Origin of the sequence: Pseudomonas sp. WS 5411 (genome assembly GCF_012985595.1) — a bacterium.
GTDB classification, from domain to species: domain Bacteria; phylum Pseudomonadota; class Gammaproteobacteria; order Pseudomonadales; family Pseudomonadaceae; genus Aquipseudomonas; species Aquipseudomonas shahriarae.
Window position 1 is genome coordinate 1 of the sequence record NZ_JAARMC010000025.1, and the last position, 16,632, is coordinate 16,632.

Genomic DNA, 16,632 nt, shown 5'->3' on the forward strand with positions numbered 1-16,632 from the left:
TTATCGGCGCTTTGGTGAAGGGGTGGGGCGAAGTCTCCCACGGTCTGTACTGGCTAGAGTCAGATGCTGGCTTTTAGTCCCACCACCCCTACAAGTCTAACCATACAAGCTGGCTTGCCTGCGATGGCGGTGGGTCAGCTGCCAGCAACAGTGACTGGACTGCCTCTATCGCGGGCAAGCCCGCTCCCACAGGGGATCTGCGCGGCGCAGAGAATGTTGGTACCACCACAAATCAAATGTGGGAGCTGGCTTGCCTGCGATCGCGGTGGGTCAGCCGCCAGCAACAGTGACTGGACTGCCGCTTTCGCGAGCAAGCCCGCTCCCACAGGGGACCTCACTGGCGCAGAGAATGTTGGTACAACCACAAATCAAATGTGGGAGCTGGCTTGCCTGCGATGGCGGTGTATCAGCCGCCAGAAACAGTGACTGGACTGCCGCTTTCGCGAGCAAGCCCGCTCCCACAGGGGATCTGCGCGGGGCAGAGAATTTTGGCCCCACCACAAATCAAATGTGGGAGCTGGCTTGCCTGCGATGGCGGTGTATCAGCCGCCAGAAACAGTGACTGGACTGCCGCTTTCGCGGGCAAGCCCGCTCCCACAGGGGATCTGCGCGGCGCAGAGAATGTTGGTACCACCACAAATCAAATGTGGGAGCTGGCTTGCCTGCGATGGCGGTGGGTCAGCTGCCAGCAACAGTGACTGGACTGTCGCTATCGCGAGCAAGCCCGCTCCCACAGGGGACCTCACTGGCGCAGAGAATGTTGGTACCACCACAAATCAAATGTGGGAGCTGGCTTGCCTGCGATGGCGGTGGGTCAGTTGCCAGAAGTAGTGACTGGACAGCCGCTATCGCGGGCAAACCCGCTCCCACAGGGGACCTCACTGGCGCAGAGAATGTTGGTACAACCACAAATCAAATGTGGGAGCTGGCTTGCCTGCGATGGCGGTCGATCAGTTGCCAGAAGTAGTGACTGGACTGCCACTATCGCGAGCAAGCCCGCTCCCACAGGGGATCTGCGCGGGGCAGAGAATGTTGGCACCACCACAAATCAAATGTAGTAGCTGGCTTGCCTGCGATGGCGGTAGATCAGTTGCCAGAAGTAGTGACTGGACTGCCGCTTTCGCGAGCAAGCCCGTTCCCACAGGGGATCTGCGCGGGGCAGAGAATGTTGGTACCACCACAAATCAAATGTGGGAGCTGGCTTGCCTGCGATGGCGGTGGGTCAGTTGCCAGAAGTAGTGACTGGACTGCCGCTATCGCGGGCAAGCCCGCTCCCACAGGGGATCTTCGTGTGGCAGAGAATGTTGGTACAACCACAAATCAAATGTGGGAGCTGGCTTGCCTGCGATGGCGGTCGATCAGTTGCCAGAAGTAGTGACTGGACTGCCGCTATCGCGGGCAAGCCCGCTCCCACAAGGGGCACCAGGCGCAGCAAATTTTGCATACACCCCACATTGAATCGAGTGAAAACAAAAAGCCCCGTCTCTCGCGAGACGGGGCTTTGTTTTAACGCGCTAGCAGCCGATTACAGCACCGCTTGACCACTCATGGCCAGGTCCAGCAGTTCCCGGTTGGCCACCGCGTACATGGCGTAGTCCGTGCCGACCGCAGCCCGGATTTCCACCATCATCGCGCGCCAGCGTTCGACCATGCTCGCGTTCTGCTCAAGCCACAGGGCCACGCGGGCTTCCATGTCTTCTGGCGCATCGGCCATTTGCAGAACCTTGATGGTGATCGCCCGTTGCTGCCAGTCCACGTCATCGCGGAAGGCTTCGCGGGCCTGGGCCTGCCAGTTGTTGCCCACCGGCAGATCGCTGATCTGCTGCAGGTACCACGGCAAGTCCAGGGCGCTGCCCACGGCGAAGTAGGCCTTGGCCACATCGGCAGCGCTCTGACCGGTAACGTCAGCAGCCTCGATGATCGGCAGCAAGGTGTACAGGTGCGTGGTGCCAGCAACCATGCGCGCCAACAGCTCAGGCACACCGGCTTCGACATAGGCCTGGTAACGGTTCTGCCAGCCTTCGCGGGTCGGGCCTTCCAGCAGTTCGTCGAGCTTGAGGCCCAACGCCGCCAGGTGCGGACCGAAGTGCGCCACGTCACGCGCGGCATCCTGCTCGTTGCGACGGCTGCGCAGGAACCAACGGGTAGCCCGACGGCCCAGGCGCATCAGCTCGTCCATCAGCGCCAGTTGCACTTCAGCCGAGACCTGGTGATCCAGGGCTTCGATCTGACGGAACCAGTGCGGGAGGTGGAAGATGTCGCGCACGATCACATAGGCGCCCGCCACGTTCGCCGGGCTCATGCCGGTCGACTCTTTGAGGCGTTGCACGAAGGTGATGCCCATGTGGTTGACCAGGTCGTTGGCGATCTGGGTGCTGACGATCTCGCGCTTGAGGCGGTGGCGACGCATGGCCTCGCCGAACTTGGCCACCAGGCTCGGCGGGAACGCGGTCTCCATGTCGCGGGTCAGGTAGTCGTCATCCGGTACCAGGGACTTGAGCAGCGCTTCCTTGAGGTCGATCTTACTGTAGGAAATCAGCACCGACAGTTCCGGACGGGTCAGGCCCTTGCCGGTCGCGGCGCGCTCGACGAGCTGCTCCTCGGTCGGCAGGTACTCGATGGCGCGGTCCAGCTTGCCGCGGCCTTCCAGGTCGCTCATCAGACGCTTGTACTCGGCCGCACGCTCGTAGGCTTTGCGCGCCGCCAGGGACAGGGCCTGGGTCTGCTTGTAGTTGTTGCCCAATACCAGGCTGCCGACTTCGTCGGTCATGCTCGCCAGCAACTGGTTGCGTTGCTTGTCGGTCATGTCGCCAGCCTGCACCACTTCGTTGAGCAGGATCTTGATGTTCACTTCGTGGTCGGAGCAGTCCACACCACCGGCGTTGTCGATAAAGTCGGTGTTGGAACCGCCGCCATTGAGGCCGAATTCCACGCGACCCAGCTGGGTCATGCCCAGGTTACCGCCCTCGCCCACTACTTTGCAGCGCAGCTCGTTGCCGTTGACGCGCAGCGCGTCGTTGGCCTTGTCGCCGACATCGGCGTGGCTTTCGGTGCTGGCCTTGACGTAGGTGCCGATACCGCCGTTCCACAACAGGTCCACCGGCGCCTTGAGCAAGGCGTTCAGCAGCTCGGTCGGGGTCAGCTTGTCGGCCTGGATGTCGAAGCGTTCTTTCATCTGGGGCGAGATGGCAATGCTTTTGGCGCTGCGCGAGAAGATCCCGCCGCCTTCGGACATGATGCTGGTATCGTAGTCCGACCAGGCCGAACGCGGCAGCTCGAACATACGCTGGCGCTCGATGAAGCTGGTTTCCGGGTTCGGGTTTGGATCAATAAAGATATGCAAGTGGTTGAAGGCCGCGACCAGTTGCAGCTTGTCGGACATCAACAAGCCGTTACCGAACACGTCACCGGCCATGTCGCCGACGCCGACCACGGTAATGCTGTCTTTCTGCACATTGATGCCGCGCTCACGGAAGTGACGCTGCACACCGACCCACGCGCCCTTGGCGGTGATGCCCATTTTCTTGTGGTCGTAACCGGCCGAACCACCGGAGGCAAACGCATCGCCCAGCCAGAAGCCGTAGTCGATGGCGATGCCGTTGGCGATATCGGAGAAGGTCGCGGTGCCTTTGTCGGCCGCCACTACCAGGTACGGGTCGTCGTTGTCGTGGCGGACCACGTTCAACGGCGGCACCAGGGCACCGTCTTTCAGGTTGTCGGTAATGTCCAACAGACCGGAAATGAAGATGCGGTAGCAGGCGATGCCCTCGGCCGCGATCTCGTCCCGGCTGCCGCCCAATGGCAGGCGACGCGGCAGGAAGCCGCCCTTGGCGCCGACCGGCACGATCACCGAGTTCTTCACCTGCTGGGCTTTTACCAGGCCCAGCACCTCGGTGCGGAAGTCTTCTTCACGGTCGGACCAGCGCAGGCCGCCACGGGCAACGTTACCAAAGCGCAGGTGCACGCCTTCGACCCGCGGCGAGTAGACGAAGATTTCAAACTTCGGCACTGGCTTGGGCAACTCGGGAATAGCGTGGGGGTTGAACTTGAAGCTGAAGTACGACTTGTTCTGGCCGTTGGCATCCGCCTGGTAGAAGTTGGTCCGCAGGGTGGCCTTGATCAGGTCCAGGTAGCGCCGCAGGATCCGGTCTTCGTTAAGCACCTGCACATCGTCCAGGGCGTTGAGGATCGCTTGCTCCAGGCGCTGCTGCTTGTCTTCCAGGTCGTCGGCAGTGAGCTTGCGCGCCAGGTAGAAGCGCGTCTTGAACAACCGGGTCAACTCGCGGGCGATGTCGGTGTGGTTGTTCAGGGTGCTGGCGATGTAACCCAGGTCGAAGCCCAGGCGGATCTGCTTCAGGTAACGGGCATAAGCACGCAGCAGCGCCACGTCACGCCATGGCAAGCCGGCAGTCAGTACCAGGCGGTTGAATGCATCGTTCTCGGCATCGCCATTGACGATGTGCACGAACGCATCCTGCAGGGTGTCGTTGAGCTGCTGGATATCGAGGTTCAGGCCTTCGGCGGCGGTGAACGCAAAGTCATGGATCCAGAACTCGCGGCCATTGGCGTGGCGCAGGCGGTACGGGAACTCACCGAGCACGCGCAGGCCGAGGTTCTCGAGGATCGGCAGTACATCCGACAACGCCAGCGGAGTGTCAGCGTGGTACAGCTTGCAGTGCAATTCCTGCTGACCGGTCACGTGGCCCAAAGGCTGGTAGAAGCTCATCACCAGTGGCTTGGCTTCGGTCAGGTTCAACAGGTGCTGCATGTCGACCACGGCCGAGTGCGCGGCAAAGCGCTCGCGGTAGCCTGCCGGGAAGCCTTTCGGGAAATCCGCCAGCACGTTGGTGCCGTGGGCTTCGCCGAAGCTCTCGACCACCAGGCTCGCGTAGTCGTCCTGCCAGCTGCGGCAGGCCTGCACCACTTCTTTTTCCAGGAGCAGCGGGTCGATATCCAGGCGGTTCTTCGGATCGACCCGCAGAATCAGCTGGACACGGGCCAGTACGGACTCGGAGAAGAACGTCCAGAATTCGCAGTCCGAGGCTTTCAGGCGATCCATCAGCACTTGCTGGATCTTCTGGCGCACTTCGGTGGAGTAGATATCGCGCGGCACGTAGGCCAGGCAGTAGCAGAAACGGCCGTACGGGTCTTTGCGCAGGAACACGCGGATCTTGTTGCGCTCCTGGATCTGCACGATCGACATCACGGTGCTGAACAGCTCGTCCACCGGGGTCTGGAACAAGTCGTCGCGGGGCAGCACTTCAACCACCTGGGCCAGCTCCTTGCCCAGGTGCGCCTTGGCCTGGAAGCCCGAGCGGCGCTCGATTTCCGCGACCTTGCGGCGGATATAAGGAATCACCCGCACGCTTTCGCCGTACACCGAGGAGGTGTAAAGGCCCATGAAGCGGCATTCCTTGACGACCTTGCCATCAGCATCGATCTGGCGGATCGACACGTAGTCAGGGTAAGCCGGACGGTGTACACGGCTTGGGTGCGCGGCCTTGGCGAACGACAACACGGTCGGCTCGCGCAGGTAGGCCACGGCGTAATCTTCGATGCGCAGGTCTTCAGCGGTGAGGCCGGCGCGCAGCAGTTTGGTCAGGCCGAGGAAGGAGTTGGCGTCATATTCCAGATGACCGCCGTCCTTCTCGTCACGTACCACAAATTCTTCGTAGCCGAGGAAGGTGAAGTGGTTGCCCACCAGCCATTCCAGGAAACTTTTGATCTCGGCCTTTTCTTCACCGTCGATGGTCAACGGGCTGTTGTCGATGCTGTCCAGCAGCTCCTGGACCTTGGCTTTCATCGGCTCGAAATCAGCCACGGCCACCCGCACTTCGCCCAATACCTGCTCAAGTTCCTTGCTCAGGACGTTCAGCTCGGCGGCGTTGGCGCAGCGGTCGATCTCCAGGTACATCAGGGATTCTTGCAGGACGTCTTCGCCCTGGGTGCCCTTGGGCAGGATTTCCAGCAACTCGCCCTTCTTGCCACGGCGCACGCTGAGTACGGTGGTTTGCAGGGTATGGATGCTGTAGCCGCGACGGTTCAGCTCAGTGCGCACCGAATCCACGAGGAACGGCAGGTCATGGTGCAAGACCTCGACCGCAGTGTGGGTCGACTGCCAGCCGTGGCGTTCGTAGTCGGGGTTGTAGACCCGCACTTGCGGCTGGGTATGATCAAAGCGCTCAAGCAGGCGCCAGGCAGACAGGGTGCAACCGGCCAGGTCGGACATGCGACGCTGGGTCAGCTCGTCCAGGGAAATGATGCCGAAGAATTGTTCAGCGAACAGCGCCACTTGTGGCAGTGCCTGTTCACTGATGTGCTGCGCCAGTGCCGCTTGCAGTTGATGCTGGAAGTCGGCTTTGCTGGCTGCGGTGAAGAACGCCATCTGTGGTACTCCGCTTGGGCTTGTTATTGATGGAAGCGTCGCGTGTTGTCCCCTGATGGGGAGGCCGTCATGTCTGTTCGCAGGTGCTGATGATAAGCACCATAGACGAATCAGGGTGACAGGTGGGTGAAGCTGGACAAGACCCTGAGGTCACATTCGACGTCCACTGGATGCACCACCGGCGGATGACGACACGACGGGCAGGCCAGAGTCACGTAAAAGGTACACCCGTTGCGCAGCTTAACGAGTGCGGCGAGCAGGCTGCTTACTGCACTGCGACATATTCGGTCAACACCCGGCAATGGGCGGTTGCACCAAGAGCAACCCATCCCGCCAGTCAAGGGGTGGCTAGCGATTGAAAGTGGGCGGCCATGCAGGCACGGCGAGAGTGCTGACAGGTAAATATTCATACACTCGTACAATCTAATTCCCAGCTCCACGCAGGAACCGTATTTCAAAATTCAGTCACTTAGTGTGCGTAGGCAGTCATGCCCATAAAGGCCCTATTACCACTCAACGAGGCTCAATTGAACGTACACTCTTCCGCCCTTAACGTCCCACCCGGTGGGAACCGTGGCTCTTTCTTCCAGCCCACTGCACGATCAAGTTCGGACAATGCCCCCGTTGCCTCCACGCCGCACTTTCCGGTGCCCTATTTCAAAGCGCCCCTATCCAGCAACAAGGCCGTCGAACAACTCATCAGCCAGTACAAGCAGCCCAAGACGGCAGATGAAATTACATCCATGGAAGTAAAGCGTCAGATAAAGGAAAAGTTCGGTAAAGATATTGACCCCGATAACACCTACTTAGTGAGCATTCAGTATGATCACCGCACCAATACCCCACCTTACAGCGGGGTCATTGTTCAAAAAATATCCCTGACTCAGGCAGCGAGGCTCAACCAGCAGGAAGAGCCTGACTTCCACGGGGCGATACGTTCAAAAGAGGACGGCCCTTTTGAAATAAGGAAAAGTTCAAAACATACAGATAAGCCTGACGCCTTTGGTAGGTTCCCGCGCCCAAATGAGACGGGGTTCACCAGCCACTTTCAAGGGATTTACACGGAGCCGCAGCAGGGGTCTGCGAATACCTATGATGCGAGCAACAGAGTCGATATCCCGGCAACTGAGTTCAAACAGATGGTATGGGATAACAGTTATAAATCCCCTTATGACCAGTACCTTAACAATTACTGGAACGGCAACTCCCGCCATGCCTACTCCGAAGCGGCGAGAGGCGCGTTTTTGAAAGCGTCACACGTTCAACACCATGACAAGTCTCTTACCGAAAACGATCGCCAGATTGCCATGGGTGTCGCGGGCATGCCGGCCGACAAAAGTTACCTATCCCTTAATCAAAATGACCTGACACAGCCCTACAAGGCTGACCCGAATCTGGAAACCAAATTCCTCACGTTCAAAGGTTTCCCCATGCGCGCTTTTTACACCCAGGATAAGACCACGGGCCGGGTCTTGTTGTATCTACCTGGCCAGGCGTCTCCGTTGAAAGGCTTCGACTCCAAGAAAGAAATGAATAAATGGCTGGCCGAGCAAATGAAAGATCCGCAATTCGTCAAGAGTTTCAAACTTTACTTCCGCCCCGAAGACCTCGGTAATGAATTCCTGTCTAAAGGCATTGATGCACTCGTAGACAACACCCGCAATGTACTTAACGGTGACCTTCCTGCCTCCACGCAAGAAAAGCTCGGTTATTTTGACGAGGGTGGCCTATTCAATGGCCAGGTTGTCCAGGGAGGTCCATTCGAGGAACTCCAGCATCGCACCGAGGTAGACCTGAAAAGCGCCACTCGTTTTCAATTCGTCCTCAATCGCGACGTCAACGCAAAGACTGCGTTCAAGTACTTGAACTGGGCAAAATATGGGCTACTTCTTTTAGCCCCACTCGGAATCGCTTTCCCGCCGCTGGGCATTGCCCTGACGGCCACAAGCACAGCGGTGGGCACCGCGCAACTCGGCATTGGCATAGACAGCTATATCCACAGGCGCCCTGGGGCAGACAAGCTCATTGGCGAAGGTTCCGTGAAAACCCTTCTTCCTGTGTTCACCAGTGGTTTGGGGAATGCCTTTAAACCGTTAAGCAGCGCAATCAGTGCCTGGGCCTCCAAAACCTGATGCCCGCTTGATACAAAAGCCGACACAAAGCCCGATGCAATGGCAGAATCAAGGCCTGCCGGCCTTGAAGCCGCCTTTCCAGACAGGACTCTACATGCAACTGACCACCACCCACCTGCTCGCCACCCCCTGCGACGACGAAGAAGACAACATGGCCATGCTCTGCTGCCACGGTACCCATGGCGAGATGTTCATGCTGTCGCGTTATCCAGATGAGGACGAGGTTGAACTGACCTGGGACTACGAGCCTTCGACCCTGGAAGGCTTGAAGATCACCCTGAGCGCGACCACCCTCCTGGTGGAAATCGGTGCGGCGGACAAGGACGCATTGGGCGGCAGCGACCACCTGCAGATCAATCACGGTACCGCTGAGGCGGACCTGGCCGAGGTAGAAGAAACCCTGCAGAACATTCTCAAGGGCACTGGCACTTACATCCGCACGCCTTGATGGGCACCTGCTAAATCGCCATCGCGGCGATGCGGCGACCCGACAAGCCCGCCCCCACCTGTGGGAGGCCGGGCTTGTCCGCGATGAGACCCTTATAAACGCCAAAAACCTCAGACCTTTCCTACAGATCGCAAAAAAATACCCCCTGGTTCATTAGTCGCCAGCCCCTCCAATGCATTAAAGTAGGCCCCCCAGGCCTTGGCATTTTTCCCAATCCCCAGGCTCATCTTTCCAGGAACCGTCTTTGATGGAACATCGTGAAGCGCTGCTCGCGCTGCGAACCTTTCTTTCTACGCAGATTCTCGGCCAGGAAAAACTCATCGAGCGTTTGCTCATTGCCCTGCTCGCCGACGGCCATATGCTGGTAGAGGGCGCTCCCGGCCTGGCCAAGACCAAGGCCATCAAGGAGCTTGCCGAAGGGATCGAAGCACAGTTCCATCGTATCCAGTTCACCCCCGACCTGTTGCCCGCCGACATCACCGGCACCGAGATCTATCGTCCGGAAACCGGCAGTTTCGTGTTCCAGCAAGGGCCGATCTTCCACAACCTGGTGCTGGCGGACGAGATCAACCGTGCTCCGGCCAAGGTCCAGTCGGCCCTGCTCGAAGCCATGGCCGAGCGCCAGGTCAGCGTCGGGCGCAGCACCTACGAGCTGTCGCCGCTGTTTTTGGTAATGGCCACGCAGAACCCCATCGAGCAGGAAGGCACCTATCCCCTGCCCGAAGCCCAGCTCGACCGCTTCCTGATGCACGTCAAGATCGGCTTCCCCGATGCCGCCGTGGAGCGGCGCATCCTGCAACAGGCCCGTGGCGAAGCGCTGAATGGCGAGACAAAGCCCGAGCGGCGGGTCAGCCAGCAGGCGATTTTTGCCGCGCGCAAGGAAATCCTCGGCCTGTACATGGCCGACGCCGTGGAGGAATACCTGGTGCAACTGGTCATGGCCACGCGCACCCCGGCCAAGTTCGACGCGGAAATGGCCGAGTGGATTGCCTATGGCGCCAGCCCCCGGGGCTCGATTGCCCTTGATCGCTGCGCCCGCGCCCACGCCTGGCTGGCCGGGCGTGACTTTGTCAGCCCGGAAGATATCCAGGCGGTGCTGTTCGATGTACTGCGCCACCGCATCATTCTGTCGTTCGAGGCCGAAGCGGCCGGCATCGACCAGGACCGCGTGGTGCAGCGTATTCTCGACGTCGTAGCCGTCGCTTGATCTCCATGAATGCCGGCGACGGGATCCATGTCAGCCTCAGCGAATTGATCGAGATGCGCCATCGCGTGCGCGAAGTACAGCTGTTTTCCACGCCCAGCCAGCGCAGCCCGTTGATTGGCCTGCACCACTCCAAACTGCGCGGGCGCGGTGTGGACTTCGATCAGGTGCGGGTGTACCAGGCCGGCGACGATGTGCGCACCATCGACTGGCGCGTCACCGCCCGTACCCAGGAGCCCCACACCAAGCTGTTCCACGAAGAGCGCGAACGGCCGATCTTTATCATGGTGGAGCAAAGCTGCCGGCTGTTTTTCGGCTCCGGACTGATGTTCAAGTCGGTCCTAGCCGCCCAGGCCGCCAGCCTCATCGGCTGGGCCGCGCTGGGCCACAACGATCGGGTCGGCGGCCTGGTGTTCGGCGATAACGAGCACTACGAAATCAAGCCCCGGCGCAGCAAGCAAAGCCTGCTGCAACTGCTCAACCGCCTGGTACGGGTCAACCAGAGCCTCAACACCGAGAGCCGCCCCGAAGCCGACGCCCTGGGCATGGCCCTGCGCCGAGGCCGCGAAGTGCTGCGCCCCGGCAGCCTGGTGATTGTGATTTGCGACGAGCGCGCCCTGACCGAGGGCGCCGAGCAGCAACTGAGCCTGTTGTCGCGCCATTGCGACCTGTTGCTGCTGCCGGTCTCAGACCCGCTGGACCACGCACTGCCCGCCGCCGGGCTGCTGCGTTTCGCCGAGCGCGGCGCGCAATTGGAAATCGACACCTTGAACTTCGAGCTGCGCCAGGCTTACAAGGCCCAGGCCGAAGCACGCATCGCCCGCTGGGAATTGCTCGCGCAAAAACTGCGGGTACTGCTGATGCCATTGAGCACCCAGAGCGAAATGGTCGAGCAACTGCGCGAATACCTCAACCCGCAACGCCCGGTGAAAAAGCCATGAGCAGCCTGGACCAGTTGCAACCGCTGATCGCCCCACCGGCCATTGGCTTCTGGCCGCCGGCGCCGGGCTGGTGGCTGTTGCTGGCGCTGATCCCCCTGGCGGGCTGGGGCTTGTGGTGGCTGCGGCGCTTCCTGCCGAGCAAACGCCCCCTGGCCCGGGCCGAACAACCCCTGGACCCACTGCGTATTGCCGCCCTCGCGGAACTGGCGCTGATGCCCAAGCCCTACGACGGCGCACCGGCCGGCGCCTGGCTGCAGCAGCTCAACGGCCTGCTCAAGCGCCTGTGCCGCAACGACTACCCCTACAGCCAGAGCCACACCCTCAACGGGCGCAAATGGCTGGCCTTTCTCGACAACCGCTGCCCCGCCGCCGGCCTCACGCGCTGGATGGTCCTCGTCGAGGGCGCCTACAAACCCGAATGCAAGCTCGACGACAAGGCCATCGCCGGCCTGACGCAAGCGGTCGACACCTGGATTCGCAAACATGTTTGAGTTCGCCTGGCCGTGGGTCTTTGCCCTGCTGCCCCTGCCCTGGCTGATGCGGCTGATCCTGCCGGTGGCCGACAGCGGCGAGCCGGCCTTGAAAGTCAGCTTTCTGGGCGACCTCGAAGGGCTGGCCCGGCGCCGCGCGCGCATCAACCTGCCGGGCTGGCGCCAACAAGCGCCGTTCGTGGTGCTGTGGTTGTTGCTGCTGACCGCCGCCGCCCGCCCGGAATGGCTTGGCGAACCGTTGCCGATTGCCGCCAGCGGCCGCGACCTGTTGGTGGCGGTGGACGTGTCCGGCTCCATGGACTTCCCCGATATGCAATGGCAGGACGAAGACGTCAGCCGCCTGAACCTGGTCAAGCACCTGCTTGGCGACTTTCTCGAAAGCCGCGAGGGCGACCGTGTTGGCCTGATCCTGTTTGGCAGCCAGGCCTACCTGCAGGCACCGCTGACCTTCGACCGGCGCACCGTGCGCACTTGGCTGGATGAGGCACGCATCGGCATCGCCGGGAAAAACACCGCGATTGGCGACGCCATTGGCCTGGCCCTCAAACGCCTGCGGCAACGCCCGGCACAAAGCCGGGTGCTGATCCTGGTCACCGACGGGGCCAACAATGGCGGCGAAATCGACCCATTGACCGCCGCCCGCCTGGCCGCCGAAGAAGGCGTGAAAATCTACCCCATCGGCATTGGCGCCAGCCCCGAACAGACCGGCAGCCTGGGCATGCTCGGCCTCAACCCCAGCCTGGACCTCGACGAGCCGGCGCTCAAGGCCATCGCCCAGACCACCGGCGGGCAGTATTTCCGCGCCCATGACGGCGCCGAGCTGCAAGCGATCAAACAAACCCTCGACCAGCTGGAGCCGGTGGCGCAACAACCAACCCAGGCCCGCCCGACCCAGGCGCTGTATAGCGGGCCGCTGGCCCTGGCGCTGTTTCTCAGCCTGCTGCTGGTGATCCAGGAACGCTGGCCGGACAACGCCCTGCAACGGCTGCTCAATAAACTCTCGACCAAGGGCCATTTCCTGCAACAGCACCCGCAATGGCGGCAACGCCTTAAACGCCTGCGCTTGCGGAGGCGTCGATGATCGCTTTATGGCCGCACTGGTTCCGCCCTTGGTGGCTGTTGCTGCTGCCCGTCCTCGGCTGGTTGCTGTGGCAACTGTGGCATCGGCAAAAACGCGCCGGGCGCTGGCAGATGATCCTGCCGCCGGCCTTCCACGCTGCCCTGCTCAGTGGCGGCAATGGCCGGGAAAGCAAGTCACCATGGCTGTTGCTGGGCCTGGCCTGGCTGCTGGCGGTGCTGGCCTTGCTCGGCCCCGGCTGGCAACGGGTCGAACAGATCAGCCAGAAGCCCGCCGACCCGCTGGTGGTGCTGCTGGAGCTGACCCCAGAGATGCTTGCCACCGACAGCCCGCCCAACCGCCTGGAGCAGGCGCGGCGCAAGCTGGTGGATCTGCTGCAGGCGCGCAGCGATGCGCAGACCGCTATCGTCGTGTATGCCGGCAGCGCCCACACGCTGGTGCCGCTGTCCGACGACCTGGCCACCAGCCGCAACCTGCTGGAAGCCCTGCGCCCGTCGATCATGCCCGAGGCCGGCCATCGTGCCGACCTGGCAGTAGAAAAAGCCCTGGGCCTGCTCAAGCACGGCGGCCTGGGCCAGGGTCGCCTGTTGTTGATTGGCTCGTCGCTGTCCAAGCAGGAACGCCAGGGCATTCGCCTGCTGCTGCAAGGCCAGGCACCGAGCCTGTCGATCCTCGGCATCGGCAGCCGCGAAGGCACGCCAGTGACCCAGGAAAGTGGCGAGTTCCTCAAGGACGAACAAGGCGCGATCCTTATCCCGCGCCTGGACAGCCCGACGCTCAAGGCCTTTGCCAGCGAAATGGGCGGCCGCTATCGCCAGGCCCGCCTGGACGACAAGGACCTGCGCGGCCTGGGCCTGCTGGACGGCCCGCAAAACCTGCGCGACGACGGTCAGCGCCTGCAACTGGACACCTGGGCCGACCAGGGTTACTGGCTATTGCTGCCCTTGCTGCTGCTTGCCGCCTGCGCCGGGCGCCGTGGCTGGCTGTTCTGCCTGCCGTTGCTGCTCCTGGCCGCGCCGCAGCCGAGCTACGCGTTCAGCTTTGACGACCTATGGCTGCGCCCCGATCAACAGGGCCAGTACCTGCTCAAGCACAAACGCCCGGCCGAAGCCGCCGAACACTTTGAAAACCCGCAATGGCAGGGTGTCGCCCTGTACGAGGCGGGCAACTATGCCGAGGCGGCCCGGCGTTTTGCCGAAGGCAGTGATGCCTATTCCCACTACAATCGTGGCAATGCCCTGGCCCGCACCGGTGAGCTGGAAGCCGCGATAGACGCCTATGAGCAAGCCCTGGAAGCCCAGCCGGACTTGCAGCCTGCCCTGAAAAACAAAGCCCTTGTCGAGAGCCTGCTGCTGGAAGAGCCAGAACCTGAGCCGCCCGCACCGGAAAAAAACGAGGATGACGAATCCACCCAACCCGGCCAAACTGCACAACCGGGCGACAGCGGCCAACAGGCCAACGGCGGCGAGCAATCGCCCCAGGGCGCGGGCCAGGCAGGCACGGCTGACACACAAACCGGCACCCCGCCCGTTGCCGGCAACAACGAAGTACCCGGCAGCGAACTGGGCGACGAACAAACCACGACGCCGCCCTTGCGCCCCACCGAGAGCAACCTCGACGAGGAGCACCGCCAGGCCCTGGAACAGTGGCTGCGACAGATCCCGGACAACCCCGGCGAGTTGTTGCGACGCAAATTCTGGTACGAACAGCAACAACATCAGGACAAGACTCGATGAGCCGCTGCACCCCCTTTGTCTTATTGCTAGCGCTGTGGGCCGGTCACGCCCAGGCGGCCGACCTGGCCGCCAGTATCGACCGCAGCCGCGTCAATTCCGGGGAAACGGTGGAGCTGACAATCGAGTCCAACGACGTCACCCAGTTCGGCAAGCCGGACCTGGCGCCCCTGGACCCGCTGTTCGACGTGCGTGGCACCCGCCAGATCAACCAACTCACCACCCTTGACGGCAGCAACCACGCCACCACTCGCTGGATCATCACCTTGCAGCCCAAGACCACCGGCACCGTGGTGATCCCGCCGCTGCAACTGGGCGAACTCAAGACCCAGGCGATCAGCCTGCAAGTGGACGAAACCCTGGGCCAGGACAGTGACAATCAACTGGAACCGGTATTCATCGAAGCCAGCCTCGATGAGGGCAGCGTCTATGTACAGGCCCAGGCCCTGCTGACGGTGCGCATCTACCACTCGGTGGCGCTGTATGACGACAGCAGCCTGACGCCGTTGCAGTTGTCTGACGCACGGGTCGAGCAGGTGGGCGATTCGCGCACCTATGAAAAAGTCATCAACGGCGTGCGCCACGGCGTGATCGAAATGCGCTATGGGATCTACCCGCAACACAGCGGGCAACTGCTGATCCCGGCGCAAATATTCAGTGCCACCCAAGTCGAACCGCGCCCGGCCCAGGGCACCACGCCCCAGGCACCCAGGCCCGGCAAGCTGTTGCATGTCAATTCCACCGAGATCCCCCTGACGGTCAAGCCCAAGCCGGCCCTGTACCCCGCAGACGCCCCCTGGCTGCCGGCGCGCAGCCTGAGCCTGGGTGAAAGCTGGAACCCGGAACCTACGAACGTGCAGGTCGGCGACTCCCTGACCCGCATCCTCACCCTCAAGGCCGAAGGCTTGGCCAGTGCCCAGTTACCGGCGCTGCCGAGCACCGAAATCGCCGGCCTGCGGCGTTACCCCGACCAGCCGGTGTTGAGCAACCAGAGCAGCGAGCGCGGGGTGATCGGCAGCCGCGAAGACCGCGAGGCCCTGGTGCCCAACCGCGCCGGCGCCCTGGAGCTGCCGGCGGTGGAGGTGGTGTGGTGGAACACCCATGAAGACCATCTGGAACGCACCAGCCTGCCGGCCCGCACCCTGCAAGTGGCGGTCAACCCGAGCCTGGTGGTCGACACCCCGGCCACCCCCACCGTAATCACCGCACCGGACGATGGCCGCCTGTGGATCTGGCAACTTACCAGCCTGCTCCTCGCCGGCACCACCCTGCTCGGCTTCGGCCTGTGGTGGCGGGCCCGCTCCCGCCCGGCAATCCAGCGCGCCGCCCAGACCGGGCCCAGCCCCCGCACCTTGCTCGACGACCTCAAGCGTGCGAGCCAGGCCAATGACCCCCAGGCCACACGCCAGGCGCTGGATGCCTGGGCACGCCAACAACCGGAAACCCTGGCGGACATGGCGGCGCGGTTTGTGCCCTTGTCCGATGCCCTGGATGGGCTGAACGGCGCGCTCTACAGCGAAACCGGCCAGTATTGGCAGGGTGAGGAGCTGTGGCGGGCGATCAAGGCCATTCCCATGGCCGAGCGCGAACAGGCGCCGGTGGCCGACAGCACCAGCTTGCCGCCGCTGTATCCCAAGTAACTGGCCATGCTGTAGCGACATTGAGCTCGGCGCAGGCATATTCGTTGGGGCATGCGTGGACTGCTGTGGGAGCTGGCTTGTTGGGTCGCGGCATGGGTATCTACACAACTCTTTGGTGATTCTTGGGGGGTGTGTACATATCCGTTGCTGCGGTCACGGCGGCTATTGGTTCCGCCCTTACGGCGGCTCACTTTGGAAAGCCCCAAAGTAAGCAAAGGGCTCTTGCCCCACCACTCGGCACCTCGCCTAGGCTCGGTGTGCCCGTCATCCGACATTGATTTGGGGGGCCGCCGCGATGGGCCATCCATGGCCCAGCGCGGCTAAACCGGCGTCCTGCCGGTTTACCCCCCAAATCAAAATCGGATGACGGCCAGCGTGGTTTAACGGGGCGCCTCAGATCAAAAAGCAAAGCGAGGCGGCCTGACAGCCGACCTGATCGTCTAGGCGTACGCTTATACCTGTGGGAGCTGGCTTGCCTGCGATGACGGTGTATCAGCCAATACATTTATCGACTGATACACCGTCATCGCAGGCAAGCCAGCTCCCACAGGGGGGAATGCAGCTTCGCGCCCCGGCTTTG

Annotated in this window: 9 protein-coding genes; 8 read left to right on the forward strand and 1 reads right to left on the reverse strand. The window is 62.0% G+C overall.

Annotated elements, in window-relative coordinates:
- Positions 1-1,525: 1,525 nt before the first annotated feature.
- Positions 1,526-6,385: an NAD-glutamate dehydrogenase gene (locus HBR93_RS23140; protein WP_057439671.1), complete on the reverse strand. Its 4,860-nt coding sequence runs from the start codon at positions 6,383-6,385 to the stop codon at positions 1,526-1,528.
- Between the two features lie 527 nt (positions 6,386-6,912).
- Here HBR93_RS23140 and HBR93_RS23145 point away from each other — a divergent pair.
- The 8 genes from HBR93_RS23145 (at position 6,913) to HBR93_RS23180 (ending at position 16,052) form a co-directional block, all read left to right on the forward strand.
- On the forward strand, positions 6,913-8,517 hold the full coding sequence (locus HBR93_RS23145) for a DUF6543 domain-containing protein (protein WP_169961170.1): 1,605 nt from the start codon (positions 6,913-6,915) through the stop codon (positions 8,515-8,517).
- A gap of 94 nt (positions 8,518-8,611) precedes the next feature.
- Positions 8,612-8,965, forward strand: a complete 354-nt coding sequence (locus tag HBR93_RS23150) for a hypothetical protein (RefSeq protein WP_057959831.1) — start codon at positions 8,612-8,614, stop codon at positions 8,963-8,965.
- Between the two features lie 247 nt (positions 8,966-9,212).
- Positions 9,213-10,172 (forward strand): MoxR family ATPase, encoded by a 960-nt coding sequence (locus HBR93_RS23155; protein ID WP_057959832.1) that lies wholly within the window; start codon positions 9,213-9,215, stop codon positions 10,170-10,172.
- 5 nt (positions 10,173-10,177) lie between these two features.
- The gene (locus tag HBR93_RS23160; RefSeq protein ID WP_057438643.1) at positions 10,178-11,110 is read left to right on the forward strand and encodes a DUF58 domain-containing protein; all 933 of its coding nucleotides are present in this window, start codon (positions 10,178-10,180) and stop codon (positions 11,108-11,110) included.
- Positions 11,107-11,601 carry a DUF4381 domain-containing protein gene (locus HBR93_RS23165; protein WP_169961171.1) on the forward strand — a complete coding sequence of 165 codons (495 nt, stop codon included), beginning with the start codon at positions 11,107-11,109 and terminating at the stop codon, positions 11,599-11,601. Before HBR93_RS23160 ends, HBR93_RS23165 begins: the two co-directional genes overlap by 4 nt.
- A complete protein-coding gene (locus tag HBR93_RS23170) occupies positions 11,594-12,682 on the forward strand; it encodes a VWA domain-containing protein (RefSeq protein WP_057959833.1) in 1,089 nt (362 codons plus the stop codon). Before HBR93_RS23165 ends, HBR93_RS23170 begins: the two co-directional genes overlap by 8 nt.
- Entirely contained in the window at positions 12,679-14,415 is a 1,737-nt protein-coding gene (locus HBR93_RS23175) for a tetratricopeptide repeat protein (RefSeq protein WP_057959834.1), read from the forward strand. The genes HBR93_RS23170 and HBR93_RS23175 overlap by 4 nt, the downstream gene beginning before the upstream one ends.
- Positions 14,412-16,052 (forward strand): BatD family protein, encoded by a 1,641-nt coding sequence (locus HBR93_RS23180; RefSeq protein ID WP_057959835.1) that lies wholly within the window; start codon positions 14,412-14,414, stop codon positions 16,050-16,052. The genes HBR93_RS23175 and HBR93_RS23180 overlap by 4 nt, the downstream gene beginning before the upstream one ends.
- Positions 16,053-16,632 lie beyond the last annotated feature (580 nt).

What these genes read in the sequence shown, in the direction of transcription:
- HBR93_RS23140 (WP_057439671.1), bottom strand. Translation starts at nt 6,385, where the DNA reads ATGGCGTTCTTCACCGCAGCCAGCAAAGCCGACTTCCAGCATCAACTG.
- HBR93_RS23150 (WP_057959831.1), top strand. Translation starts at nt 8,612, where the DNA reads ATGCAACTGACCACCACCCACCTGCTCGCCACCCCCTGCGACGACGAA.
- HBR93_RS23155 (WP_057959832.1), top strand. Translation starts at nt 9,213, where the DNA reads ATGGAACATCGTGAAGCGCTGCTCGCGCTGCGAACCTTTCTTTCTACG.
- HBR93_RS23160 (WP_057438643.1), top strand. Translation starts at nt 10,178, where the DNA reads ATGAATGCCGGCGACGGGATCCATGTCAGCCTCAGCGAATTGATCGAG.
- HBR93_RS23165 (WP_169961171.1), top strand. Translation starts at nt 11,107, where the DNA reads ATGAGCAGCCTGGACCAGTTGCAACCGCTGATCGCCCCACCGGCCATT.
- HBR93_RS23170 (WP_057959833.1), top strand. Translation starts at nt 11,594, where the DNA reads ATGTTTGAGTTCGCCTGGCCGTGGGTCTTTGCCCTGCTGCCCCTGCCC.
- HBR93_RS23175 (WP_057959834.1), top strand. Translation starts at nt 12,679, where the DNA reads ATGATCGCTTTATGGCCGCACTGGTTCCGCCCTTGGTGGCTGTTGCTG.
- HBR93_RS23180 (WP_057959835.1), top strand. Translation starts at nt 14,412, where the DNA reads ATGAGCCGCTGCACCCCCTTTGTCTTATTGCTAGCGCTGTGGGCCGGT.